This window comes from Paracoccus yibinensis (genome assembly GCF_030846195.1).
In the GTDB taxonomy this organism is placed as follows: Bacteria; Pseudomonadota; Alphaproteobacteria; order Rhodobacterales; family Rhodobacteraceae; genus Paracoccus; species Paracoccus yibinensis.
In genome coordinates, this window is the sequence record NZ_JAVCWH010000006.1 from 56825 (window position 1) to 80158 (window position 23334).

The following is a 23334-nucleotide window of genomic DNA, read 5'->3' on the forward strand; positions in this document are numbered from 1 at the left end:
GCCTGCGATCAGGACGGCGGAATTTCCACCATCTTGCCGCTTTGGGCCGGGGTGATCAGCGCGGACAGGTCGAACCCTTCGGCCCGCGCGGTCGCCAGGTAATCGTCGCGCACCGCCTGCGGCAGATCGCGGCTGCGCGACAGCAGCCACAGGTTCTTGCGGTCGGGCGTGCCCACCAGCGAAACACTGTAATCGTCGGCCAGGCGCAGGATCCAGTAATCGCCCTTGGTGAACGGGATCCAGCGCAGGTATTCCGGCAGGAAGCTGACCGTCAGGCGCGCATTGCTGTCATCGACGGGCTTGGCCTGGCCCAGGGCCTGCGTGGGCTTGCCTTCCTCGTCCAGGCAGCGGTTGTCCACGCGGATCGTGCCGTCGTCGTTCAGGCTGTAGGTCGCGGTGATGTCCCGCGCGCCGTCCGGTTCCCATTTCAGCGGCAGGCGGCAAATCTCGAACCAGGTGCCAAGATAGCGGTCCAGATCGACATGGGCGACGGTGTGGGGGGTTGCGGACATTGAAACCTCCTGTGCTTGTTGTCGGGTCAACCCGTCCCGTGCCGGCAGAGTTTCGCATGGCCCGTCCGGCGGGGGGACTTGACGCCCCTGCCCCGATGGATGCTGATCGGGGAAAGGCGGCAAGGGATGGGCGATGACCAGACAGCGACGGATCCTGCCGGAACGCATCCTTTTCGGGATCGCCGGGAATGTCTCGGGCGTGGGGCTGGTTCTGGGCGCGCTGTTCATGGCGGCGTCGCTGACCCCCAGCCTGATCCCGCGCGGCGAAGGGGTGCAGGGCGCGCTTGCCGGCGTCTGCTTTGCGGCAGGCTATGGGGTGGCGGTGCTGCTTCGGTGGATCTGGGTCACGCTGGATCTGCCGCTGATCGAGGGGCGCAGGGGCTGGTGGCTGCTCTGCGCGTCGGCGGCGATCGCGGCGCTGATCGTGGGATGGTTCCTGTGGCGGGCGACCGGCTGGCAGAACGGAATCCGCGCGGCCATGGGGATGGAGCTTGCGCCGCCCGGACTGCCGCTGATGATCGGCGCCATGGCCTTGGTGGTGGCTGCGGTGATCCTGATCCTGGGCAAGCTGGCGGCCCTGTTCGTCCGCCGCCTGATCGCCCGGATCGCCCGTGTGGTGCCGCGCCGGGCGGCGCATCTTCTGGGCCTGATCATCGGGGCCGTGCTGCTGTGGTCGCTGGCCAACGGCGTCCTGTTCAGCGGCTTCATCCGCACCGCGGACACATCCGCCCGCGCGCTTGACGCCGTGATCCCGCCCGACATCCAGCCGCCGACGGACCCGCTGCGGACAGGCAGCCCCGCATCCCTGATCGCGTGGGAGGATCTGGGCCGCGAAGGCCGCAACCATATCGCCACCACCCCCACGGCCGAGGCCATCGCCGCCGTCACCGGGGGCAGGACGATGCAGCCCCTGCGTGCCTATGTCGGTCTGAACGCCGCCAACACGGCCGAAGATCGCGCCGCATTGGCCGTTGCCGAGCTTGACCGCATCGGCGGGTTCGGGCGCAGCATCCTGGTCGTGGCGATGCCCACCGGCACCGGCTGGCTGGATCCGGCGGCGATGCTGACGCTGGAATACCTGCACCGGGGCGACGTGGCGACGGTCGCGATCCAGTATTCCTATCTGCAAAGCTGGATTTCGCTGCTGGTCGAGCCCGAATATTCGGCCGAGGCCGGGCGCGCGCTGTTCAACGCCGTCTATCGCCGCTGGCTGACCCTGCCCGAGGAGGAACGCCCCAGGCTGTATCTCTATGGTCTCAGCCTGGGGGCCTACAGCTCGCAGCAGTCGCTGCGCCTGTCCGAGATGATCGACCAGCCTTTCGCAGGCGCCCTGTGGGTCGGGCCGCCCTTCGTCAGCCCCCTGTGGCAGACGCTGGTGCGCGAACGCGACCCGGCATCCCCGGAATGGCTGCCCCGGATGGAGCAGGGGCAGACCGTGCGCTTCACCGACGGGCAACAGGGGCTGTCGGCCCGGGATGTCTGGGGCGGGATCCGCATCGTCTATCTGCAATATGCAAGCGACCCGATCGTGTTCTTCGATCCGCGATCCGCCTGGCACCGCCCCGACTGGATGGAACCGCCGCGTGGTCCCGACGTGTCGCCGGACCTGCGGTGGTATCCGATCGTCAGCTTTCTGCAACTGGCCTTCGACATGGCGGTGTCGCTGCATGTGCCGATGGGCCACGGCCATCTTTATGCCTATACCGACCATATCGAACCCTGGCTGGCCGTCACGCAGCCGCCTGGCTGGGACGCGGCGGGGCTGGACCGGCTGCGCCAGCATTTCCGCGACATGCAGGCGCAGGTGGGCGTGGACTGACCTGTCGCGGCCTGCGCCGCCGGTGATCTTTCCGGCCTGGAACCTGTGCTCTTGCCCGCCCCGAAATCGCTGCGGCATCCTGACACAGGGCGCCAGTTGCAACCCGGATCAGCGCAGAACGCACTTCTCTGACCCCTTAGCCGGGTCTAGCCTGCCGCTGAAATATGACGGAGGCCGAACATGCGGCGCATCGTGGTCGCGTTCTGGGCCGCCCTTGCGGTGATGGGCGCCCTCTGGCTGGCGGTGGACCCGCCTGCCCTGCCGCCCGAAACCTTCATCGCCCTGCGCGGCGCAATGGTCCAGCTGACGGGCATTCTTGCGATGACCTGCATGAGCCTGGCGATGATCCTGGCCCTGCGCCCCCGCTGGCCCGAGGGCTGGCTGGGGGGCCTCGACAAGATGTATCGCCTGCACAAGTGGTTCGGGATCGGTGCCCTGGTGCTGGCGGTCCTTCACTGGGCCTGGACGCAGTCGCCTGGCTGGGCGGTCAGCCTGGGCTGGCTTGAACCAGGCAGGCGGCCGCAGCGCGCGCCCGGCGGCAGCGCGGTCCAGCAGTGGCTGGGATCGCTGCGCGGCACCGCCGAGCAGCTGGGCAAATGGGCCTTCTACGCCGCCGTGCTGCTGATCGCGGTGGCGCTGATCGGGCGCATCCCTTACCGCCTGTTCCAGAAGACGCACCGCCTGATCGCGCTGGCCTATCTGGTGCTGGTGTTCCACGCCATTGTCCTGCTGAACTTCGCCTCCTGGCCCTCGGCCCTGGGCGCGACGCTGGCCGTGCTGATGGCCGCTGGCGGCTTCGCGGCCATCGTGGCGCTGTCGCGCCGGATCGGCGCGGACCGCAAGGTGCAGGGTAGCATCGCCCGGCTGCAATACCACCCCGACCTGCGCGTGATGGAGGGCGAAATCGACCTGCCCTGGGGCTGGCCGGGCCACGAGGCGGGGCAATTCGCCTTTGTCACGGCGGACCAGACCGAAGGCGCGCATCCCTATACCATCGCATCTGCCTGGGACGGGGCGCAGCCGCGCATCACCGTCATCGCCAAGGAACTGGGCGACTGGACGCGGCGCCTGCGCGAAACGCTGCGCGTGGGCCAGGCGGTGCAGGTCGAGGGGCCCTACGGCTGCTTCACCTTTGACGACGGGTGTCCCCGCCAGATCTGGATCGGCGGCGGCATCGGCATCACGCCCTTCATCGCCCGCATGAAGCACTTGGCCATGACCCCTGCTAAAGGTCCGCAGCAGATCGACCTGTTCCACACGACCACCGATTACGAGGAAGACGCCATCCGTCGCCTGAAGGCGGATGCGCAAGCGGCGGGCGTGACGCTGCATGTGCTTGTCGATGCCCGCGATGGCCGGCTGACGGGGGACCGGCTGCGAGCCATGGTGCCGGGCTGGCGCGAGGCAAGCGTCTGGTTCTGCGGACCGGCGGGCTTTGGCCACGCCCTGCGGGACGACCTGCGCGGCCACGGCCTGCCCGCTGGGCGCTTCCACCAGGAGTTCTTCGCCCTGCGCTGACGGCGCCCCGGGAAAACTGCACATCCTGCAAGCCGCCCCTTGTGGCCCGCCGCGCCGCGTCCTAACCAAGGGCATCCGACACAGACGGTTTCCCCTTATGCCCCACCCCAATCCGATGCAGGGGATCCTGCTGAAATGCGCCAGCGTGGCGGTCTTCACGGTGATGGCGGCCATGGTCAAGTCCACGTCGGAAACCGCCTCGGTCCCGGCGGGCCAGCAGGTGTTCTTCAGGTCGCTGTTCGCCATTCCCGTGATCCTGATCTGGCTGGCGCTTCGGGGCGAACTGGGCGTGGGCCTGCGCACCGTCCGGCCGATGGGCCATGTCTATCGCGGCATCGTGGGCACCGTCGCCATGGCGCTGAACTTCTGGGCCCTGGCGCTGCTGTCCTTCCCCGAGGCGACGGCCATCGGCTATGCCGCGCCGCTTCTGGTCGTGATCTTCGCGGCGATGTTTCTGGGCGAGGACGTGCGCCTGTTCCGTCTGTCGATGGTGGGGATCGGGCTGACCGGGGTGCTGATCGTCCTGTCCCCGCAACTGCGCCTGGACGCCGATGCCGACCCTTACCGGATGCTGGGCGCTGTCGTCGCCATGGGCGGCGCAGCCGGATCGGCCCTGGCGCAGATCTTCGTGCGCAAGCTGGTGCAGGAGGAACGCACCTCGGCCATCGTGTTCTGGTTTTCCTTCACTTCGACGATCCTGGGCCTTGCCACGCTGCCCTTCGGCTGGGTCTGGCCCGACGCCACGACCGCGATGCTGCTGGTCGGCAGCGGCATCCTGGGGGGCGTGGCGCAGATCCTGCTGACCTCGGCCTATCGCTTTGCCGATGCCTCGCTGGTGGCGCCCTTCGAATATGTCTCGATGCTGCTGGCGATCGCGATCGGCTGGTATGTCTTCGGCGAGGCGCCGGCCCGCGTGGTGCTGATCGGCGCGTCCCTGGTGATCCTGGCGGGCATCATGATCATCTGGCGCGAACGCCAGCTTGGACTGGAACGCAGCAGGCAGCGCAAGGCCATGACACCGCAAGGATAATCCGCCGGAACCCGGAATGGCCCGTCCGCGCTATATCTCCGGCGCCCCGCGAAAGGGGCAGACACAGGAGATTATCCATGGTCAGGACGATGCTTTCTGCGGCCTTTGTCGCCGCATCTTTGACCGCACCGGTCGCAGCCCAGGATCTGGGCGACATCGTGGGCGGCGTCGCCCGCGAATACCTGTCGATGGAACAGGATCGCGCCGCCTTCGAACAAGCCCAGAGCCAGGGCACGCTGCGCAGCTATCAAACCTATCTGCAGCAGTTTCCCAGAGGCCGCTATTCGCAACAGGCCCGCGACCAGATCGCCCGCCTGGGTGGAACGACCGCCACGCGCAACGATCCCTATCAGGGCGACACAAGCGGGCTGAGCCGGCAGCAGCGCGTCAGCATCCAGCGGCAACTGAACGCCCTTGGCTACAGCACCAATGGCGCGGACGGCAATTTCGGCCCCGGCACCCGCCGCGCCATCGCGCTGTGGCAGCGGGACCGGGGCTACTCGCAGACCGGGTCGCTCAGCACCGCGCAGGCCAACGAGATCCTGCGCGGCACAGGGGGCACCTCGGCGGGCACCCGCGTATTCGAGACCACCTCGGGCAGCGCGTCGGGCGTGGGCGCGGCCGGTGCCGAGGGCGACCTGGGGCTGAGCCGGTCGCAGCGTTCCGCCATCCAGGCCAGCTTGACCCGGCAGGGCTATGATACGCGCGGCATCGACGGCGTCTTCGGACGCGGCACCCGTGGCGCCATCGCCGCGTGGCAGCAGGCGAACGGGCTTCAGGCGACCGGCTATCTGACGGCATCGCAGGCAGACAGCCTGCTGCGCTGACCGCGCCAGGCCGCCGCCGTTCTGCCCTTGGTTGAAGTGCGGGTCGCGGTTTCCCCAAGACTCGCACCCTTTGCCGATCCGATGATCCCTGTTGCGGCGATTACGCCGCACGATTCGCAGGTTCAGGGGGTTACATGGGTATCAGATCATTCTTCGCGGCGGCAGCCATTGCAGTCGGGTTGGGGCAAGCCGCGGACGCGGCAACGTATGAGGGGCAGGACTTCAATGTCATGGTTCGTCTGACCGAAACGCTGATCTGCGAGGGGGGCGACTGCGACGGATTTCCATCCCGGGATTATGGTGGCGTGTTCTTTACCGCGCCAATCGGCACCATTCTGCGCGGAGTTCTTTCGTTCGGCGATTTCACAGGAACACCCGGCGATTATTTCAGCGGCATTCCCATCTGGTTCTCGTCTTACGCAGGTGATGCCGGATTTGGCGGCGACTATTTCGATACAAGAAATGGGATCGGCTATTACAGCAATCATGATCCGCAAGGCGACGATTACGATTTCCACATATCGTGGGATGGCACCACGGGGTCCGTTTACTATTACTATGATGAACAGGATCATGTCTGGGATCGCATGGTGACGGGCACGATCCAACTGGCCCCGGTTCCCTTGCCCGCCTCGGCTGCCTTGCTTCCGCTGGGCATCGGCGCGCTTGTCTTGGTCCGAAGGCGCCGTCGGACCGCCTGAACGGGACAGGACGTTCCGGCGACACGATTCGGATCCGGGGCATGTGGATATCGCCCTCCGTTTGCGCTAAACCTCCTCGGGTCGCAAAGCCCCGGCCCGGTCGGGACACCAGAGGGATGCCAGCCATGACCAAGCCGCAGATCCTGCGCCTGAACGACGCCGACAACATCGTGGTGGCGATAGCGGATCTGGCGTCCGGCACACCGGTCGAAGGGGCCGTCCGCACCCTTCGCCGGATTCCGCGCGGCCACAAGATTGCGTCCCACCCGATCGCGCAGGGCGCGCCCGTCCGCAAGTTCGGCCAGATCATCGGCTTTGCCGGCACCGACATCGCGCCCGGCGACTGGGTCCATGAACAGAACGTCACCATGGGCGGCGACTTCGAACGCGACTATGCCTTCGCCTCCGAGGCCCGCCCACACGAGGGCCTGCGCCAGGGCGAGGTTCCGGCGCATTTCCAGGGCTTCCGCCGGGGCGACGGGCGCGTGGGCACGCGCAATTACATCGGCATCCTGTCCAGCGTGAACTGTTCGGCCACCGTCGTGGATTACATCGCCGACCAGGCGGTGCGGTCGGGGATGCTGGACGATTACCCCGACATCGACGGCATCGTCGCCCTGCCCCACGGCCAGGGCTGCGGGATGGCCAGCAAGGGCGAAAGCTATGACCTGCTGGCGCGCACGCAATGGGGCTATGCCAGCCATCCGAACTTCGCCGCCGTGCTGCTGGTGGGCCTGGGATGCGAGGTATTCCAGATCGCCCGCCTGAAGGAAACCTATGGCATTGCCGAAGGGGACCACTTCCAGTCGCTGACCATCCAGGACACGGGCGGCACCCGCCGCACCATCGACGCGGGCGTGGAACGCCTGCGCGACATGCTGCCCGTGGCGGCGCGCGCGCGGCGTGAGGCGGTGCCGGCGTCCGAACTGACGCTGGCCCTGCAATGCGGGGGATCGGACGGCTATTCCGGCCTGACGGCCAATCCCGCCCTTGGCATCGCCGCCGACATGCTGGTGCGCCAGGGCGGCACCGCGATCCTGTCCGAGACGCCCGAGATCTTCGGGGCCGAACACCTGCTGACCCGCCGGGCAGAGACGCCCGAGATCGGGCGGAAGATCGTGGACCTGATCGACTGGTGGACGGACTATACCACCCGCAACGGGGGCGAGATGAACAACAACCCCTCGCCCGGCAACAAGGCGGGAGGGCTGACGACGATCCTGGAAAAGTCGCTGGGCGCGGTCGCCAAGGGCGGCACATCCACCCTGCGGGGCGTCTATCGCTATGCCGAACGGATCGACCGCAAGGGCTTCGTCTATATGGACACGCCGGGTTACGACCCGGTGGCCGCCACGGGCCAGGTGGCGGGGGGCGCAAACGTGCTGTGCTTCACCACCGGACGCGGTTCGGCCTATGGCTGCAAGCCGGTGCCGTCCATCAAGCTGGCGACGAACACGCCTCTGTTCCAGCGGATGCCGGATGACATGGACATCAACTGCGGCGATATCGTCGAGGGCGTGTCGCTGGAGGAAAAGGGCGCCGAAATCTTCGATGCCATCCTGGCCGTCGCCTCGGGGCAGAAGACGAAGTCCGAGGACTTGGGCTATGGCCGCAACGAATTCGTGCCCTGGCAGATCGGCGCGGTGATGTAGCGGTCGCGCCGGGTTCGGTGCTATGCTGCCCGGCGATATGATTGCAAAGGGGGTTGGCATGTCAGGAACCATCAGGACGACCACGGGTCGCGGCAGGCTTTACGACAGCATCCTGGACACCGTGGGCGACACGCCGGTGATCCGCGTCAACAACCTGGCCCCCGAAGGCGTGACCATTTACGTCAAGGCCGAGTTCTTCAACCCCGCCGCATCCGTCAAGGACCGTCTGGCCCTGAACATCATCGAGGCCGCCGAACGGTCCGGCGCCCTGAAGCCGGGGCAAACCGTGGTCGAGGCGACCAGCGGCAACACCGGCATCGGCCTTGCCATGGTCTGCGCGCAGAAGGGCTATCCCCTGGTGGTGACCATGGCCGAAAGCTTTTCCGTGGAACGGCGGCGGCTGATGCGGATGCTGGGCGCCAAGGTGGTGCTGACGCCCAAGGCGCAGAAGGGCACCGGCATGTACAACAAGGCGGTGGAACTGGCCGAAAAGCACGGCTGGTTCCTGGCCCGCCAGTTCGAAACCGATGCCAATGCCGACATCCACGAATCCACCACCGCGCAGGAAATCCTCGGCGACTTCGCGGGGCAGCGGCTGGATTACATCGTGACCGGATACGGCACCGGCGGCACCGTCAGCGGCTTGTCGCGCGTCTTGCGCCGCGAACGCCCCGAGGTGAAAATCATCCTGACCGAACCCGCCAACGCCGCCCTGGTCAGCAGCGGCACCCCGCAGGATCGCGGCGCGGACCACGCCCCCGCCGCCAGCCACCCCGCCTTCGAGCCGCATCCGATCCAGGGCTGGACCCCCGACTTCATCCCCTGGGTCCTGCAGGAAGCCCTGGACAACGGCGGCTATGACGACCTGATCCCCATTCCGGGGGCCGAGGGCATGGACTGGGCGCGCAAGCTGGCCGCGCGCGAAGGCATCCTGACCGGCGTGTCGGGCGGGTCCACCTTCGCCGTGGCCATGCGCATTGCGGAACAGGCCGAACCCGGCACCGTCATTCTGTCGATGATGCCCGATACCGGCGAACGCTATCTGTCCACCCCCCTGTTCGAACCCTTTGCCGAGGACATGGACGAGGAGGAACGCGCGCTTTCGGAATCCACCCCCGGATACCGGATGGGCTGACAGCCCTGCACCCCCTGCATGGCGGGTGTGCGCAGATGCCGCATTGCGGCAAGGCGGTCGCGGGACTATTTCTGTGCTGTCAACCAAGGACAGAAAGAGAGTTTGACCATGACCGCCCTCCGCAACGCCATGATCCGCATCCGCGCGTTTCTGGACGTGATGGATGCCGCGATTTCCGCCTCGGCCGCGGTGCGTTCGCACCATGCGCCCGCCGTGTCCGACCTGCGCCGCCTGGGGATCACGCCGACCCGGACCGCCATGGCCGCCCTGTCGCGCGCCTGAGAGCTGCGGCAATCCGATGACCCGGCCCGCCAATGGCGGGCCTTTTGTTTTTCCGGCCTTCCAACCGGCCGGCGATCCGGCCTATGGTCCGGCGGTTTGAAATCCGGGGGATTGAATGGCCAGCACCACCACGATTCCGGCAGAGCGGTCCGATTTTACCCAGGGGCTGATCTGGATGGCGCTGTCCATGACGGCCTTCATCGGCATGTCGGTCGGATCGCGGGAAATGGCGGAAACCCTGTCGATCCGGCAGGTGCTGTTCTTCCGCGCGCTTGTCGGCCTGTTCGTGATCCTGGCCCTGGGCCGCGCCCTGTTCCCCGAAGTGCGCCGCGCGGCCAAGCTGCGCCTGCACCTGGCGCGCAACGTGATCCATTTCACCGCGCAGTATTTCTGGACCATCGGCGTGGTGCTGCTGCCGCTGGCCTCGGTCTTTGCGCTGGAATTCACCATGCCGATCTGGGTGACGCTATTCGCCTGGCTGCTGCTGCGCGAAAGGCTGACCGGTCCGCGCCTGCTGGCGACGATCGGCGGGTTCATCGGCGTCATGGTGATCGTGCGCCCCGGCGTGGGCATGGTTGATCCGGCGGCTGTCCTGGTGCTGATCGCGGCCGCCGGATACGGGCTGTCGCTGATCCTGGTGAAACGCCTGACGCAGCATTGTTCGCCCGGCGCCATCGTGGTCTGGATGATCCTGATCCAGTTGCCCCTGGGCCTGATCGCCGCGCTGACCGACTGGCAGCCTGTGGCGATCACGGACGTGCCCTGGATGCTGGTCGCGGGCGTGGGCGCGCTTGGCGCGCATTACTGCCAGGCGCAGGCATTGAAGCGGCTGGACGCCTCGATCCTGATCCCCATCGACTTCCTGCGCGTGCCGATGGCGGCTGTCGTGGGGTATTACTTCTACGCGGAAGCCATCGACCTGTGGGTCTTCCTGGGCGGGGGCATCATCCTGTTGTCGAACTTCCAGGCGGTGATGGCCGAACGGCGCAAGTCCGCTGCGGTCGCGGCCCCCTGAGAGGGCCGCGTCCCGGTCCGATCAGAACGGGCTGTCGGGATAGTAATAGGTTTCGGCGTTTTCCGGCGTCACCAGAACCGATCCGATGATGAAATCGCCCGACACCGGCGCCTGGGACACCATGCCCACGGCCGTGATCTCGATGGCGGTGGCGATCATCGAGGGCGGATAGGTGACGTTGGCGGGGATCATCGCGTCGCCGTCCATGGTGCGCTTGATCATCTCCTTCATGCCCGCGCCGCCCAGGACGAACTTGATGTCGTCGCGGCCCGCCGCCTCGATGGCGCCCAGGACACCCACGGCCATGTCGTCGTCGGATGCCCAGACCGCATCGATCTGCGGGTGCTTGGACAGGAAGTCCTGCATGACCGTGAAGGCCTTGTCACGGTTCCAGTCGCCGTGTTCCATGCCCAGGATCTCGATGTTCTTGCCCTCGATGGCGGCCTGGAAGCCTTCGACGCGTTCATTGTCGATGGTGGTCGGGATGCCGCGCAGCACGACGATCTTGCCGCCTTCGGGCAGGGCGCTTGCCATGAACTCGCCAGAGACACGCCCGAAGCCGGGGTTGTCGCCCGCGACATACAGATCCTCGATCCCCTCCTGCGACAGGCCGCGGTCGACGACCGTGATCCAGGCGCCGGACGCCTTGACGTTCTGGACCGGGCCGGTCAGCGGCTCGGATTCGAAGGGCAGCACCACAAGCGCGTCGATATTGCGCGTGGCCACCATGTCCTCGATGTCGTTGACCTGCTTGGCGGGGTCGGAGGCCGTCGCCAGGACGAAATCAAGCTGCGGATAGGTTTCCTCCAGCCGGTCCACGGTGGCTTGCGCGAAATAGTTCATGCCCCCGGCCCAGCCATGGGTCGCTGCCGGGATCGACACGCCGATCACCTTGGTTTCCCCGTCCTGCGCCCAGGCAGGCGCGGCCAGTGCGGCGGCGATTGCCACTCCCGATACGAAATGCTTCATGTTTTCCCTCCCATATTGGCCCGGCTCAGCGGGCTTTGCCTTCGCGCTGCAACACCACAGCGAGAACGATGATGGCCCCCTGAATGGCACCGTTCAGATAGGGCGATACGAAATCCGTCAGGTTCAGCAGGTTGCCGATCAGCGTCAGGATCAGGACGCCGATGACAGTGCCCCAGACGCGCCCGAAGCCGCCCTTGAGCACGGTGCCGCCGATGATGACGGCGGCGATGGCCTCCAGTTCCCACAGCATCCCCGTGGCGGAGGAGGCCGAACCGAGGCGCGGCACATACATGATGGTGGCGATCCCAACCAGCAGGCCAAGCGCGGCATAGGTCATCAGCCGCACCCGGTCCACGCGGACGGACGAATACTTGGCGACCTGCTCGTTCGATCCGATGGCCGCGCAATAGCGGCCAAAGGCGGTCGAACGCATGACGATCTCTCCAATCACCACGACCACCGCAAAGACGATGATCGGCCAGGTGATGCCGAAGATGCCGCCGTAATAGACCGGCTGGTAAAGGCTGCGCAGCCCGAAATCCAGCGACAGGGTGCCCCCGTCGGCCAGCCAGGTGACAAGGCTGCGATAGATGCCCATGGACCCAAGGGTGACGATGAAAGCCTCGATCCCCAGGCGGGTGATGAGAATGCCGTTCAGCATCCCCGCCGCAAGGCCCGCCAGCAGCGCCACCGCCATGCCGACCAGGATCACGGGCACGCCGACGCCCATGCTTGGCACAAGGCTGTTCATCACCAGGATCATCAGCCCCGCGATGAAGGCCGCCATTGACCCGACCGACAGGTCCAGCCCGCCAGCCGTGATCACGAAGGTCATGCCCACGGCGATGATGCCGATAAAGGCCGACCGGGCCAGCACGTTGGTCACGTTGTCCCAGCCCAGGAAGTTGGGATTCATCAGCGCGCCCGCGATCACCAGCAGGACCAGGGCCAGGATCGGCCCGATCACGGTCATGCGGATGCGGCGGGGGGCGGCTGGTGCGGCGGCGTCGGTCATGCGGGTTCCCTTTCCGTGGCCACGCCCATGGCCAGCTTGACGATGGCATCCTCGGTCGCGTCTGCGCCCAACTCGCCGGTGATGCGACCGTGGCGCATGACCAGGATGCGGTCGGCAAGCCCGATCACCTCCTGCATTTCCGAGGATATGACGACGATGGCGCGACCCTCGGCGGCAAGGCGGCGGATCAGGACATACATCTGCTGCTTGGTGCCGATGTCGATGCCGCGTGTCGGCTCGTCGATGACGATGATCTGCGGATCGGCCAGCATGGTCTTGGCGAACAGCAGTTTCTGCTGGTTGCCGCCCGACAGGTTGCCGACCAGGGCATCCCGATGGCCGCGAATGTCGAAATCTGCGATAGCCTGATCCAAGGCGCGTTCCTCGGCCCCGGTATCCAGCAATCCCCGGTCGAACCGCGACAGCGCCTGCAGCGTCAGGTTTTCCCGCAGCCCCTTGCCCAGCAACAGGCCCCGGGTCTTGCGATCCTCGGTCAGGTAGCACAGACCAAGCGCCTGCGCCTGCCAGGGATGATCGATGCGGGCGGGCTGCCCGAAGACCCGCACCTCGCCCGTGGCAGGACGCAGGCCGCACAACCCCTCGAAGGTTTCGGTCCGGCCCGATCCGATCAGACCCGCGACACCCAGCACCTCGCCCCGGCACAGGGTGAAGCCGACATCGCGGGAAAAGCCCGGCACCGAGAGGTTCGCGACCTCCAAAGCGACCTCGCCGGGCGCGCTGACCTTGGCGGGGAACAGATCCGACATCTCGCGCCCGACCATGGCGTTGGCCATCGCGTGCTGGTTCATCAGCGACGCCTCACCGGTCCAGACCACGCGACCGTCGCGCATGATGGTCAGGTCGTCGGCGATTTCTTCCACCTCGTCCAGCTTGTGGGATGTGAACAGCACCGCCGTCCCCGCCTCGCGCAGCGCGCGGACCTGGCGCAGCAGGATCGCGGTTTCCGCGCGCGTCAGCACGGCCGTCGGCTCGTCCATCACCAGCACGCGGGTTTCGCGCAGCAGGGCCTTGGCGATCTCCACCATCTGCTTGTCGCTGTTGGACAGCGTGGACACCACCCGGTCGGGCGACACGCGGCATTCCAGCCGGTCCAGCAGTTCGCGCGTCCGCGCCCGCATCGCTGTCTTGTCAAGGAAGGGACCACGCTTCAGTTCGCGGCCCAGAAAGATGTTCTGTTCCACCGTCAACTGTTCGGCCAGGTTGAATTCCTGGTGGATCATCGAGATCCCCTGATCCTCGGCCGCACCCATGTTGGCGAAGCTGACCGGCTGGCCGTCCAGCAGCACCTGCCCCGATGACGGCGGCTGATAGCCGGTCATGATCTTCATGGTCGTGGACTTGCCCGCGCCGTTTTCGCCGATCAGCGCATGGACCCGGCCGGGGCGCAGGGCGATGTCCACGCCGTGCAGCACCTCGATCGGGCCGAAGCTGCGGCTGACATCGCGCAGGGCAAGCACGGTCACGGCGTCATCCAGGCCGCGTCGTCACGGGACGACCGGATGCAGGCGTCGATGAAGCGCATCCCCGCCAGCCCTTCCTCCAGCCCCGGCAGGATGTCCAGCACCGGATCGCGTTCGCCCCGCTGCGCCGCCCGGATCGCCCGCGCGGCACCGGCATAGATATTGGCGAAACCTTCCAGATAGCCTTCGGGATGGCCACCCGGCGTGCGGCTGACGGCGTTGGCCGCATCTGTCGCCCCCGCGCCCCGCCGCGTCAGCAGGCGCTTGGGTTCGCCGAAGGGCGTGAACCACAGATAGTTCGGATCCTCCTGCGCCCATTCCAGCCCGCCCTTTTCACCATAGACGCGCAGGCGCAGGGCGTTTTCATTGCCCGGCGCGATCTGCGAACACCACAGCATCCCCCGCGCGCCGCCGCCGAAACGCAGCATGACGTGGGCGTTGTCGTCCAGCCTGCGGCCCGGAACAAAGCTTTGCAGGTCGGCAGAGAGTTTTTCCACCGACAGCCCCGTCACGAAACAGGCGAGGTTATAGGCATGGGTGCCGATATCCCCGATGGAGCCGCCTCCGCCGCTGCGTTCGGGATCGGTGCGCCATTCGGCCTGCTTGTTGGTGCCGGTGGTTTCAGATGCCTCGGTCAGCCAATCCTGCGCGTATTCGACCTGAACCACGCGGACCTGTCCCAGATCGCCCGCCTCGATCATTGCGCGGGCCTGCCGGATCATCGGATAGCCGGTATAGTTGTGGGTCAGGATGAACAGCGCGTCCGACTGTCGGATCGCGGCTTCCAGCTCCTGCGCCTGCGCCATCGTGGCGGTCAGCGGCTTGTCGCAGATCACATGGATGCCGCGCCGCAGGAAGGCCGCGGCGGCAGGCCCATGGACGTGATTGGGGGTGACGATCGCCACGGCCTCGATCCCGCCTTCGCGGTTAGCCTCGGCCTCGGCCATCTCCTCGAAACTGCCATAGCAGCGGTCCGGGTCCAGCCCCAGGGCCGCGCCGCTGTCGCGCGACTTTTCCGGTGTCGAGGACAGCGCCCCGGCGACCAGATCGAATTCCCCGTCGATGCGGGCAGCGATGCGGTGGACCGCGCCAATGAAGGCATCCTTGCCGCCGCCGACCATGCCAAGCCTGATGCGCGCCATCACGAAATCCCCAGCATCCGGCGGTTCGCGGCATCGTCGGTGCCACCGTCCGCGAAATCGTCGAAGGCCTTTTCCGTCACGCGGATGATATGGCTGCGCACGAACTCGGCCCCTTCCCGCGCGCCGTCCTCGGGGTGCTTGAGGCAGCATTCCCACTCGACCACGGCCCAGCCGTCGAAATCGTTGGCCGCCATCTTGGAGAAGATAGCCCCGAAATCGACCTGTCCGTCGCCCAGCGACCGGAACCGGCCCGCGCGATCAACCCAGGGCTGGAAGCCGCCATAGACGCCCTTGCGCCCGGTCGGGTTGAACTCCGCATCCTTGACGTGGAACATGCGGATGCGGTCCTTGTAGATGTCGATATTGTCCAGGTAATCCAGGCATTGCAGGACATAATGCGACGGATCATACAGCATGTTCGCCCGCGCATGGCCGTTCACGCGGTCCAGGAACATCTCGAAGCTGTCGCCGTCGTGCAGATCCTCGCCCGGATGGATCTCGTAGCAGATATCGACGCCGCAGTCCTCGGCATGATCCAGGATCGGGCGCCAGCGGCGGGCGAGTTCATCGAAGGCGGCTTCCACCAAGCCCGCCGGGCGCTGCGGCCAGGGATAGACAAAGGGCCAGGCAAGCGCGCCGGAAAAACTGGCCATGGCCGTCATGCCCAGGTTGCGGCTGGCGGTCAGGGCCTTCTTCACCTGATCGACCGCCCATTCCTGCCGTGCCTTCGAATTGCCGCGCATCTCGGGCACGGTGAAGCCGTCGAAGGCCTCGTCATAGGCCGGGTGGACGGCGACAAGCTGGCCCTGCAGATGGGTGGACAGTTCGGTGATCTGCACGCCGTTCGCCGCGGCCACGCCCGCGATCTCGTCGCAGTAATCCTTGCTCTCGGCCGCGCGGCCCAGATCGAACAGCCGCCCGTCCCAGCTTGGCACCTGCACGCCGACATAGCCGCAATCGGCCGCCCATTTCGTGATGCCGTCCCAGGTATCGAACGGCGCCTGATCGCCCGCGAATTGTGCCAGGAACAGCGCCGGACCCTTGATGGTCTTCATGGTCTTCCCCCTTCAGACATACCGGTTGACCAGATTTTCCAGGATTTCCTGCCGACCCGAGACCGGCTGCGGATCCAGCCCCGCCGCCACCGCCCGGTCGGCGATATCATCCAGCGTCGCGCCGGGTGCGAGCATGGCTTGCGCTTCCTCGCGCTGCCATCCGGCATAGCGGTCGCGGCGCGCGGCCTCCAGCCGGTCGTCCTCCAGCATCCGCGCCGCGGCCTTCAGCCCCCGCGCGCAGACATCCATGGCCCCCGCATGGGCCATCACCAGATCCAGCGGGTCCAGCGACTGCCGCCGGATCTTGGCATCGAAATTGGTGCCGCCGGTGGTGAAGCCGCCACCCTTGAGGATCTCGTAATAGGCCAGTGTCACCTCGGCCACGTTGTTCGGGAACTGGTCCGTGTCCCAGCCCGACTGCTGGTCGTTGCGGTTCATGTCGATCGACCCGAAGATGCCAAGCGCGTTGGCAAGCGCGATCTCGTGTTCGAAGCTGTGGCCCGCCAGGATCGCATGGCCCTGTTCGATGTTGACCTTGACCTCGTTCTCGAGGCCATACCGCTTCAGGAAGCCGTAAACCGTCGCCACGTCGAAGTCATACTGGTGCTTTGTGGGTTCCTGCGGCTTGGGTTCGATCAGGATGGTCCCCCCGAAGCCGATCTTGTGCTTGTAATCGACCACCATCGACAGGAAGCGGCCCATCTGGTCCAGTTCGCGGCCCAGGTCGGTGTTCAGCAGGGTCTCATACCCCTCTCGCCCGCCCCACAACACATAGTTCTCGCCGCCAAGCCGGTGCGTCACGTCCATGCAGTCGCGCACGGTGGCCGCGGCATAGGCGAAGACGTCGGGGTCCGGGTTCGTGGCCGCCCCCGCCATGTAGCGGCGGTTGGAAAACAGGTTCGCCGTGCCCCACAGCAGGCGCGGCCCGCCCCCTTCCATCTTCGCGGCCATCAGGTCGGCGATGCGGTTCAACCGGTCGCGGCTTTTGGACAGGCTTGCGCCTTCGGGCCGCACGTCATGGTCGTGGAAGCAGAAGAAGGGCGCGCCCAGGATGCGGAAGAAGTCGAAGGCCGCATCCACGCGGGCCTCGGCCTGTTCCATCGTGTCGGCGGGAAACCACGGCCGGTCGAAGGTGCGCCCGCCGAAGGGATCGCCGCCCTCCCAGCCGAAGCTGTGCCAATAGGCCACGGCAAAGCGCAGCTGATCCTCGGCCCGCTTGCCCATGACCGTCTCGTTGGGGTCGTAATGGCGGAAGGCCGGACCATCGGCATCGGGATCAAGCGTCAGGGTCGGAATGGCGTCGAAATAGCCGGTCATGCAGGGACTCCGGGAAGGTTTTCCTTGAAGAAGATGGCGGGGGTGATGGTGACCGATCCGGGCGTCTCGCCATCGGCGATGGCCTTCATCACATCAAGCGCGCAGGCGACCTCCTCGGCCGGCTTCTGGTCGATCACCACGTCGATCAGGTCGTCCAGCAATCCCGCGCGGGAATGCGGCGTCAGTTCGTGCAGCACGACGAAGGGGCGGTTGCCGCCCATGTCGCGCATCAGGGGGATCAGCCCGCGATTGCCGGCGCCGATCGAATAGATGCCAGTGATGCCGGGATCGGCGCGCAGCGCCTGGCCCAGAAGGTCGCGCATCCGGTCGGGATTGTCCCGAACCTCGATCGGGGGCAGCAGGCTGTCCGCGCCCAGGATTTCCGCCATGCCGGCCAGGCGGTCGCGGTGATCGCGCAGGCTGGCCGAACCCATCACCGGCAGGACGCGCGCATGCCTGCCGCGATGCGCGATCCGGTGCAGCCGCCCGGCCGTGCGCCCGGCCGCTAGGTTGTCGATGCCGATATAGGCGCGAGCGCCGGGCATGTCGGTGACAAGCGCGACTACCGGCACATCGCCCGCGATCAGCGCGTCGATCCGTTCCTGCCCGGCCCCCGCCAGCACCGCGCAATCGCAATCGGCGGGGGGACCGTCCAGTTCGTCGCGCAGATCGACGGTGATCCGCTGACCGGCCCGCGCCTCGGCCTGGTCCAGGAAGGCGCGGCGGATGGCGGAAAAGAACCCGTGATCGCCGGGGGGGACATAGGCCGCAAAGCGATAGCTGCGCCGACGCGACAGATTGGCCGCCGTGATGTCGCGGCGATAGCCCAGATCCTCGATGGCCTGGCGGACCCGCTGGATCGACTTCATCGCGACCCCGCCGCGCCCGTTCAGGACACGGTCGGCGGTCGAATAGCTGACCCCAGCAGCCCGCGCCACATCATGCAGCGTCGGATTGCGCATTGTCCGATTGTCCTCCCGGACCCACCATCGGACGGCAAATGAAAGACGTCAATCATTTTCTTCGGCCCGCCGCGCGGCAGGCCGTTTGGTCACCCCATGACCTTTGTCAGCGCGGCGTCGATGGCGTCCGTGATGCGGTCGATATCGTCGGGCGTGGCGATCAGCGCGGGCGACAGGCACAGCGTGTTGTTCAGCCCCGGCAGGCTGCGGTTGGTGGCGCCGATGATCACGCCCTGGGCCAGGCATTCGGCCACCACGGCCTGCACGCGCTTTTCCTCCAGCGGCTCGCGGCTGTTGCGGTCGGCCACCAGTTCCGCCCCGCAGAACAGACCCTTGCCCCGCACCTGGCCGATCACCGGATGCTTGTCCTGCAAGGCGTGAAGGTTGGCCAACACCCGCTGGCCCATGGCGACGGTGTTGTCCAGCAGGCCCTCGTCCTCGATGATGCGCATGTTTTCCAGCGCCGCCACCGGTCCGGCCGTGCAGCCGCCGAAGGTCGAGATGTCGCGGAAATAGCCCATCGGGTCGCTCGCGTCGTCCTTGAACATCTCGAAGACGGCCTCGGTCGTCACCGTGCAGGAAATCGCCGCATAGCCCGAGGCCACGCCCTTGGCCATGGTCACGATGTCGGGCTGGATGCCGTAATGCTGGTATCCGAACCAGGTGCCGGTGCGACCCAGCCCGCAGACCACCTCGTCGATATGCAGCAGAACGCCATACTTGCGGCAGATCTCCTGGACGCGCGGCCAATATCCCTCGGGGGGCGTGATCACGCCGCCGCCCGCCGTGATCGGTTCCAGCACGATGGCGCCCACCGTGTCGGGACCTTCGCGCAGGATCACCTCCTCGATGGCATCAGCCGCGCGTTCGCCATAGTTTTCCACGTCCCACTGCGCCCGATATTCCAGGCAATGGGGCACACGGACGAAGCCGTCGGGATAGGGTCCGTATTGCGCCGCCCGCTGGTCCTGGCCCGAGGTCGCCAGCGTGCCGATGGTGGTGCCGTGATAATCGCGGTCGCGATACAGGATCTTCCACTTCCTGCCGCCATGCTGGCGCGCGGCGATCTGGCGGACCATCTTGTAGGCCTTCTCGTTGGCCTCGGACCCCGAATTCGAATAATAGACCCGGCTCATGCCCGGCATCTTGGCGATCAGGCGTTCGGCGAACAGCGCCGCCGGCACGGTCCCCGCCGCCCCCGCATAATAGTTCAGCTTGACCAGCTGGTCGCGCACGGCATTGGCGATGCTTTCCCGGCCGTAACCCACGTTGACCGTCCAGACCCCGCCCGACAGCCCGTCCAGATATTCGCGCCCGTTGGTGTCCCACAGGCGCATCCCCTTGCCCTCGACGAAGACGCGGGGGTCGGCGGTTTCATATTGCTTGTGCTGCGACAGGTGGTGCCAGACATGCGCCTTGTCAGCGGCGACGACATGGGACAGGTCGTTGACGGGATGATCGAGGGACATGGCAGACTCCGGTCTAAAGGGTCGCGCGCGGCGACTGTGGATCATCCGACTGTCGCGGGATAACGGCATTTGGGCAACGGCGATTTTTCGGAACAGGCCAGCTTGTTGATTTCACGAAGCTCTGTCACGATCCGCTTCGAATCCGAAGCACGAAAGCGATGGCCAGAAGCTGCGACGACAAGGAAGACCGGCTGGTCGCGATGCGGCTGCGCATCGTGCGGCGGTCCAAGGGGCTTTCCCAACGCGAACTGGCGCGGCGCGCGGGCGTGGGCAGCGGCACCATATCGCAGATCGAATCCATGGCGCTGAAACCCTCGGTCTCGGTCCTCAAGCGGATCCTGGACGGCGTGCCCATGGATCTGGCGACCTTCTTCAGCTTCGAGCTGTCGCAGGACCAAGCCCGCGTCTTCCGGCGGGGCGAGCATGTGGACATCGGCGCGCCGGGCATCAAATATCTGCTGCTGGGCGCGCAGCGGTCCGGGCGCAACATCCAGATGCTGCACGAATATTACGAACCCGGCGCCAGTTCCGGGCGCCACGCCCTGTCCCATGCCGGCGAGGAATGCGGCCTGGTCATCAGCGGCACCCTGGAGGTGACCATCGGCGACGAAGTGCATGTCCTGAATGCCGGGGACGGCTATTACTTCAGCAGCGCCCTGCCCCACCGGTTTCGCAACATCGGAACGTCCGTCTGCGAGGTCGTCAGCGCCTGCACGCCCCCCAGCTTCTAGTGCGACATCCTGAACCCGATTCCGCCGGGGGCGTTATTCCCGACAGCACCGGAGACTGCCATGCCGCAAGACGACGCCGATACGCTGGAACGCTTTGTCGAGGCGCAGGACGGCGTCCACGATGTCGCGCTGTCCGAACTGAAGCGCGGGCGCAAGGAAAGCCACTGGATGTGGTTCATCTTTCCCCAGTTGCGCGGGCTTGGACATTCGCCGATGTCGCACCATTACGGCATCGCAGACCTGGACGAGGCGCGCCAATACCTGGCCCATCCCGTGCTTGGCCCACGGCTGGTGGAATCGGCCAGGGCGGTCCTTGCGCATGACGCCCTTTCGGCCGAGGCGATCTTCGGGTCGGTCGATGCCGCCAAGCTGCGGTCCTCGGCCACGCTGTTCGCGGCGGTGCCGGATGCGCCCGATGTCTTCGACCGGATCCTGCGGACCTTCTTCGACGGACAGCCCTGCCGCCGGACCCAGGACCGCACCGGATGATCGCCCTTTGCGGCCAGGCGGTTCGGCCGTGACCCTTCGCACCCCCGACGGGCGCTATATCGTCGTGCGGGGCAGGCTGTGGCGCGCGGCCAATCCCCATCTGGACGATGCCGATCGCGCGCGGCTGGTCCGGCAGTTGATGGCAGCCCGCCGCGCAGTCGGGGCCGCCCTGGCGGCAGGCGATGCCGGGGCCGAGAAGGTGGCCCGCGACGGGGTCAACCAGGCCAAGATCGCCCTGGGCGAACGCGGTCCGGTCTGGTGGGATGACGGCGCGCCGGACCTGAACCGCAGGATGGCGAAGAACACCGTCTATGCGGACTGGTTCGAGGGGCTGGCACAGCCGGATCCCGATCCTGTCAGGCAGGCGGGGGATGCCCCAGGTCCCAGAAGATGCCCGCCATGATCGCCAGCCCCTCGCGCGCGATGCCGATGGGCAGGTGTTCGTCGGCGCCATGCTGGCCGCAGCCGGGATAGGAATGCGGCACCCAGATCGTCGGCAGGCCCAGCGTGTCCGTGAAGATCGTGTTGGGCAGCGAGCCGCCCAGGTTCGGCAGGATCACCGGCGGCCTGCCCAGCGTGCGCTGCATCGACGCCGCCACAAGGCGCACCCATTCGTTGTCCAGATCCGACCGGCTGGCGGGAAAGGCCGCCCCGGCGGGCACGATCCCGACACGGTGCAGTCCCGCATCGTCCAGCCTGCGCCGGACGGCGGGCAGCACGGCATCGGTATCGACCTCGACCGGATGGCGCAGTTGCAGCCGCGCCCGCGCCTGGGGCGGAATGGCATTGAGGGGACCCGCGATGTTGCCTGCCTCGATCTCCAGCACCTCGAGCGTGGACCAGCCATAGACGCGTTCGGCCTGGGTCAGGCCAGGGGCGCCCCACCAGGCGTCCAGGCCGGGATCGCCCGGCGCGGTCTGGATGGTGCAGCGCGACAGCGCCTGGCGCACGTCGTCGGGGATGGTGCCGGGGGTCAGTTCCGGGACCAGGCATTCGCCGGTCGGACCGATCAGGGCGGCGATGGCATGGGCCAGTTCCACGGCCGGATTGGCCAGCAAGCCGCCCCAGTTGCCCGAATGGTGATAGCCGTCGCGGGCCACGACCTCCAGGTGGAGGTCCATGCAGCCGCGCGCGCCCAAGAAGATCGTGGGCTGGTCCAGCCCGATGCGCGGCCCGTCGGATGCGATCAGCATGTCGGCGGCGAAAACCTGTGCCTCGTCGGCCACCAGGGCGGCCAGTCCGGGCGATCCGCATTCCTCGCCCATCTCGGTCAGCACCTTCAGGTTGAAGCCAAGCGCTCCGCCTTGGGCCAGGACCGCCTCGATCGCGGCAAGGTTCACCGAATGCTGGCCCTTGTTGTCGGCGGTGCCGCGGCCATACCAGCACCCGTCGCGTTCCGTCATCGCGAAGGGCGACAATCCGGGCGACCACTTTTCGGCCAGGCCCGTCACGACGTCGCCATGCCCATACATCAGCACGGTGGGCAGACCCGGCTCCTCGATCCGGCTGGCCAGCAGGAAGGCGCCGGGCGCATCGTCGCGGCGAAACACCCGGACCCCGAAGCCCAGGCGGTCGAAGACCGGGACCAGTTCCCGGTCGAGATAGGCTTGCAGGTCGGACCCGTGCGCCGCTTCGCGCGAGACGGTGGGCATCGCCACCCGGCGCGCCAGATCGGCCTCGAAGCGGCCCGAGTCCAGGATCCGAAGCGCGGCGGCGATGGCGCCCTCTCGGGTCGGGGCGGGATCACGGCTCATGCGGCACCTTCAGACAGTCCTGGCCGATCATAGCCACGCAGAACGAACGGCGGAAAGGGGCGTCGTCGGGGATCAGGCCTCGGCCTTGACGATTTCCAGCGACAGCCCTTCCAGCGGCGGGTTGGTGTTTTCGCGCGTCATATAGGCGAAGGCCTCGTCATGGCTGGCAAAGACCATCGGCGCCACGCTGGTGGAAAAATCGCGCCCGTCCCGGGTCAGGCGGAAATGCGGATTGTCGCGGCGGCAGATCCAGTATTCGTCCATGGCAGGGCTTTCCAGCGGCTTCTTCAGCCACCCTACCCGCTGGACCCGCCATTGGTTCCCTCCACGCCGTCGCGAGGGTTCAACCAGCCACAAGAAATTGCGGTTTTCCAAGGCCATGCCACAACCCGTGATTGCCCATGGCCTGCTTTTGTTCTAGGCTGCATGGTCCGGGCGGCACGCTGGCCCGTCCTCTTT

The 23334-nt window shown here is 66.8% G+C and carries 23 protein-coding genes; 12 read left to right on the forward strand and 11 right to left on the reverse strand.

The annotated features are described in order from the left end of the window. Positions 1-8: 8 nt before the first annotated feature. A complete protein-coding gene (locus tag RAH32_RS13915) occupies positions 9-512 on the reverse strand; it encodes a lipocalin family protein (RefSeq protein ID WP_306608551.1) in 504 nt (167 codons plus the stop codon). 133 nt (positions 513-645) lie between these two features. Between RAH32_RS13915 and RAH32_RS13920 the strand changes: the two genes are divergently transcribed. The 9 genes from RAH32_RS13920 (at position 646) to RAH32_RS13960 (ending at position 10491) form a co-directional block, all read left to right on the forward strand. Beyond that, complete coding sequence (locus tag RAH32_RS13920) at positions 646-2331, forward strand: alpha/beta hydrolase (RefSeq protein ID WP_306608552.1); 1686 nt, start codon at positions 646-648, stop codon at positions 2329-2331. A 180-nt stretch (positions 2332-2511) separates the two neighbouring features. Further along, entirely contained in the window at positions 2512-3849 is a 1338-nt protein-coding gene (locus RAH32_RS13925) for a ferredoxin reductase family protein (RefSeq protein ID WP_306608553.1), read from the forward strand. A gap of 97 nt (positions 3850-3946) precedes the next feature. Then, on the forward strand, positions 3947-4879 hold the full coding sequence (locus tag RAH32_RS13930) for a DMT family transporter (RefSeq protein ID WP_306608554.1): 933 nt from the start codon (positions 3947-3949) through the stop codon (positions 4877-4879). Positions 4880-4956: 77 nt separating this feature from the next. Beyond that, entirely contained in the window at positions 4957-5706 is a 750-nt protein-coding gene (locus RAH32_RS13935) for a peptidoglycan-binding domain-containing protein (protein WP_306608555.1), read from the forward strand. A 179-nt stretch (positions 5707-5885) separates the two neighbouring features. After that, on the forward strand, positions 5886-6407 hold the full coding sequence (locus tag RAH32_RS13940; protein ID WP_306608556.1) for a VPLPA-CTERM sorting domain-containing protein: 522 nt from the start codon (positions 5886-5888) through the stop codon (positions 6405-6407). 125 nt (positions 6408-6532) lie between these two features. Beyond that, positions 6533-8059 carry a UxaA family hydrolase gene (locus RAH32_RS13945; protein WP_306608557.1) on the forward strand — a complete coding sequence of 509 codons (1527 nt, stop codon included), beginning with the start codon at positions 6533-6535 and terminating at the stop codon, positions 8057-8059. Between the two features lie 58 nt (positions 8060-8117). Continuing rightward, the gene (locus RAH32_RS13950) at positions 8118-9194 is read left to right on the forward strand and encodes a PLP-dependent cysteine synthase family protein (protein ID WP_306608558.1); all 1077 of its coding nucleotides are present in this window, start codon (positions 8118-8120) and stop codon (positions 9192-9194) included. Positions 9195-9302: 108 nt separating this feature from the next. Beyond that, positions 9303-9476 (forward strand): hypothetical protein, encoded by a 174-nt coding sequence (locus tag RAH32_RS13955; protein ID WP_306608559.1) that lies wholly within the window; start codon positions 9303-9305, stop codon positions 9474-9476. Between the two features lie 115 nt (positions 9477-9591). Next, positions 9592-10491 (forward strand): DMT family transporter, encoded by a 900-nt coding sequence (locus RAH32_RS13960; protein ID WP_306608560.1) that lies wholly within the window; start codon positions 9592-9594, stop codon positions 10489-10491. Positions 10492-10512: 21 nt separating this feature from the next. Here the strand turns inward: RAH32_RS13960 and RAH32_RS13965 are convergent, their stop codons facing one another. From RAH32_RS13965 to tpa, 8 genes are all read right to left on the reverse strand, one after another. Further along, positions 10513-11460: an ABC transporter substrate-binding protein gene (locus RAH32_RS13965; RefSeq protein WP_306608561.1), complete on the reverse strand. Its 948-nt coding sequence runs from the start codon at positions 11458-11460 to the stop codon at positions 10513-10515. Positions 11461-11485: 25 nt separating this feature from the next. Continuing rightward, positions 11486-12475: an ABC transporter permease gene (locus RAH32_RS13970; RefSeq protein WP_306608562.1), complete on the reverse strand. Its 990-nt coding sequence runs from the start codon at positions 12473-12475 to the stop codon at positions 11486-11488. After that, complete coding sequence (locus tag RAH32_RS13975; protein WP_306608563.1) at positions 12472-13959, reverse strand: sugar ABC transporter ATP-binding protein; 1488 nt, start codon at positions 13957-13959, stop codon at positions 12472-12474. Before RAH32_RS13975 ends, RAH32_RS13970 begins: the two co-directional genes overlap by 4 nt. Continuing rightward, positions 13956-15098 carry a Gfo/Idh/MocA family protein gene (locus tag RAH32_RS13980; RefSeq protein ID WP_306608564.1) on the reverse strand — a complete coding sequence of 381 codons (1143 nt, stop codon included), beginning with the start codon at positions 15096-15098 and terminating at the stop codon, positions 13956-13958. The genes RAH32_RS13975 and RAH32_RS13980 overlap by 4 nt, the downstream gene beginning before the upstream one ends. Continuing rightward, positions 15098-16153: a sugar phosphate isomerase/epimerase family protein gene (locus RAH32_RS13985; RefSeq protein WP_306608565.1), complete on the reverse strand. Its 1056-nt coding sequence runs from the start codon at positions 16151-16153 to the stop codon at positions 15098-15100. Before RAH32_RS13985 ends, RAH32_RS13980 begins: the two co-directional genes overlap by 1 nt. A gap of 12 nt (positions 16154-16165) precedes the next feature. Then, entirely contained in the window at positions 16166-17470 is a 1305-nt protein-coding gene (gene xylA / locus RAH32_RS13990) for a xylose isomerase (protein WP_306608566.1), read from the reverse strand. After that, complete coding sequence (locus RAH32_RS13995) at positions 17467-18432, reverse strand: LacI family DNA-binding transcriptional regulator (protein WP_306608567.1); 966 nt, start codon at positions 18430-18432, stop codon at positions 17467-17469. The genes xylA and RAH32_RS13995 overlap by 4 nt, the downstream gene beginning before the upstream one ends. An 89-nt stretch (positions 18433-18521) precedes the next feature. After that, a complete protein-coding gene (gene tpa / locus RAH32_RS14000; protein WP_306608568.1) occupies positions 18522-19901 on the reverse strand; it encodes a hypotaurine--pyruvate aminotransferase Tpa in 1380 nt (459 codons plus the stop codon). A 158-nt stretch (positions 19902-20059) separates the two neighbouring features. Here tpa and RAH32_RS14005 point away from each other — a divergent pair, with 158 nt between their 5' ends. Genes RAH32_RS14005 through RAH32_RS14015 form a run of 3 tightly spaced genes read left to right on the forward strand, consistent with a single transcriptional unit; the run spans position 20060 to position 21524 of the window. Beyond that, positions 20060-20632: a cupin domain-containing protein gene (locus tag RAH32_RS14005; protein WP_229665212.1), complete on the forward strand. Its 573-nt coding sequence runs from the start codon at positions 20060-20062 to the stop codon at positions 20630-20632. 60 nt (positions 20633-20692) lie between these two features. Beyond that, positions 20693-21121 carry a DUF1810 domain-containing protein gene (locus RAH32_RS14010; RefSeq protein WP_306608569.1) on the forward strand — a complete coding sequence of 143 codons (429 nt, stop codon included), beginning with the start codon at positions 20693-20695 and terminating at the stop codon, positions 21119-21121. Positions 21122-21149: 28 nt separating this feature from the next. Further along, complete coding sequence (locus RAH32_RS14015; RefSeq protein ID WP_306608570.1) at positions 21150-21524, forward strand: hypothetical protein; 375 nt, start codon at positions 21150-21152, stop codon at positions 21522-21524. Here RAH32_RS14015 and RAH32_RS14020 read toward each other — a convergent pair. Both RAH32_RS14020 and RAH32_RS14025 read right to left on the reverse strand, forming a co-directional pair. After that, positions 21478-22875 (reverse strand): M20/M25/M40 family metallo-hydrolase, encoded by a 1398-nt coding sequence (locus tag RAH32_RS14020; RefSeq protein WP_306608571.1) that lies wholly within the window; start codon positions 22873-22875, stop codon positions 21478-21480. The genes RAH32_RS14015 and RAH32_RS14020 overlap by 47 nt on opposite strands. Before the next feature lie 72 nt (positions 22876-22947). Then, complete coding sequence (locus tag RAH32_RS14025; RefSeq protein ID WP_306608572.1) at positions 22948-23256, reverse strand: hypothetical protein; 309 nt, start codon at positions 23254-23256, stop codon at positions 22948-22950. Positions 23257-23334: the final 78 nt, after the last annotated feature.

Excerpts from the sequence above, each read along its gene's own strand:
- RAH32_RS13945 (WP_306608557.1), top strand. The coding sequence starts at position 6,533 with ATGACCAAGCCGCAGATCCTGCGCCTGAACGACGCCGACAACATCGTG.
- RAH32_RS13995 (WP_306608567.1), bottom strand. The coding sequence starts at position 18,432 with ATGCGCAATCCGACGCTGCATGATGTGGCGCGGGCTGCTGGGGTCAGC.
- RAH32_RS14005 (WP_229665212.1), top strand. The coding sequence starts at position 20,060 with ATGGCCAGAAGCTGCGACGACAAGGAAGACCGGCTGGTCGCGATGCGG.
- tpa (WP_306608568.1), bottom strand. The coding sequence starts at position 19,901 with ATGTCCCTCGATCATCCCGTCAACGACCTGTCCCATGTCGTCGCCGCT.
- RAH32_RS13955 (WP_306608559.1), top strand. The coding sequence starts at position 9,303 with ATGACCGCCCTCCGCAACGCCATGATCCGCATCCGCGCGTTTCTGGAC.
- RAH32_RS14020 (WP_306608571.1), bottom strand. The coding sequence starts at position 22,875 with ATGAGCCGTGATCCCGCCCCGACCCGAGAGGGCGCCATCGCCGCCGCG.
- xylA (WP_306608566.1), bottom strand. The coding sequence starts at position 17,470 with ATGACCGGCTATTTCGACGCCATTCCGACCCTGACGCTTGATCCCGAT.
- RAH32_RS13960 (WP_306608560.1), top strand. The coding sequence starts at position 9,592 with ATGGCCAGCACCACCACGATTCCGGCAGAGCGGTCCGATTTTACCCAG.
- RAH32_RS13950 (WP_306608558.1), top strand. The coding sequence starts at position 8,118 with ATGTCAGGAACCATCAGGACGACCACGGGTCGCGGCAGGCTTTACGAC.
- RAH32_RS14025 (WP_306608572.1), bottom strand. The coding sequence starts at position 23,256 with ATGGCCTTGGAAAACCGCAATTTCTTGTGGCTGGTTGAACCCTCGCGA.
- RAH32_RS13920 (WP_306608552.1), top strand. The coding sequence starts at position 646 with ATGACCAGACAGCGACGGATCCTGCCGGAACGCATCCTTTTCGGGATC.
- RAH32_RS13985 (WP_306608565.1), bottom strand. The coding sequence starts at position 16,153 with ATGAAGACCATCAAGGGTCCGGCGCTGTTCCTGGCACAATTCGCGGGC.
- RAH32_RS13915 (WP_306608551.1), bottom strand. The coding sequence starts at position 512 with ATGTCCGCAACCCCCCACACCGTCGCCCATGTCGATCTGGACCGCTAT.
- RAH32_RS13930 (WP_306608554.1), top strand. The coding sequence starts at position 3,947 with ATGCCCCACCCCAATCCGATGCAGGGGATCCTGCTGAAATGCGCCAGC.
- RAH32_RS13980 (WP_306608564.1), bottom strand. The coding sequence starts at position 15,098 with ATGGCGCGCATCAGGCTTGGCATGGTCGGCGGCGGCAAGGATGCCTTC.
- RAH32_RS13970 (WP_306608562.1), bottom strand. The coding sequence starts at position 12,475 with ATGACCGACGCCGCCGCACCAGCCGCCCCCCGCCGCATCCGCATGACC.
- RAH32_RS13925 (WP_306608553.1), top strand. The coding sequence starts at position 2,512 with ATGCGGCGCATCGTGGTCGCGTTCTGGGCCGCCCTTGCGGTGATGGGC.
- RAH32_RS13935 (WP_306608555.1), top strand. The coding sequence starts at position 4,957 with ATGGTCAGGACGATGCTTTCTGCGGCCTTTGTCGCCGCATCTTTGACC.
- RAH32_RS13965 (WP_306608561.1), bottom strand. The coding sequence starts at position 11,460 with ATGAAGCATTTCGTATCGGGAGTGGCAATCGCCGCCGCACTGGCCGCG.
- RAH32_RS14010 (WP_306608569.1), top strand. The coding sequence starts at position 20,693 with ATGCCGCAAGACGACGCCGATACGCTGGAACGCTTTGTCGAGGCGCAG.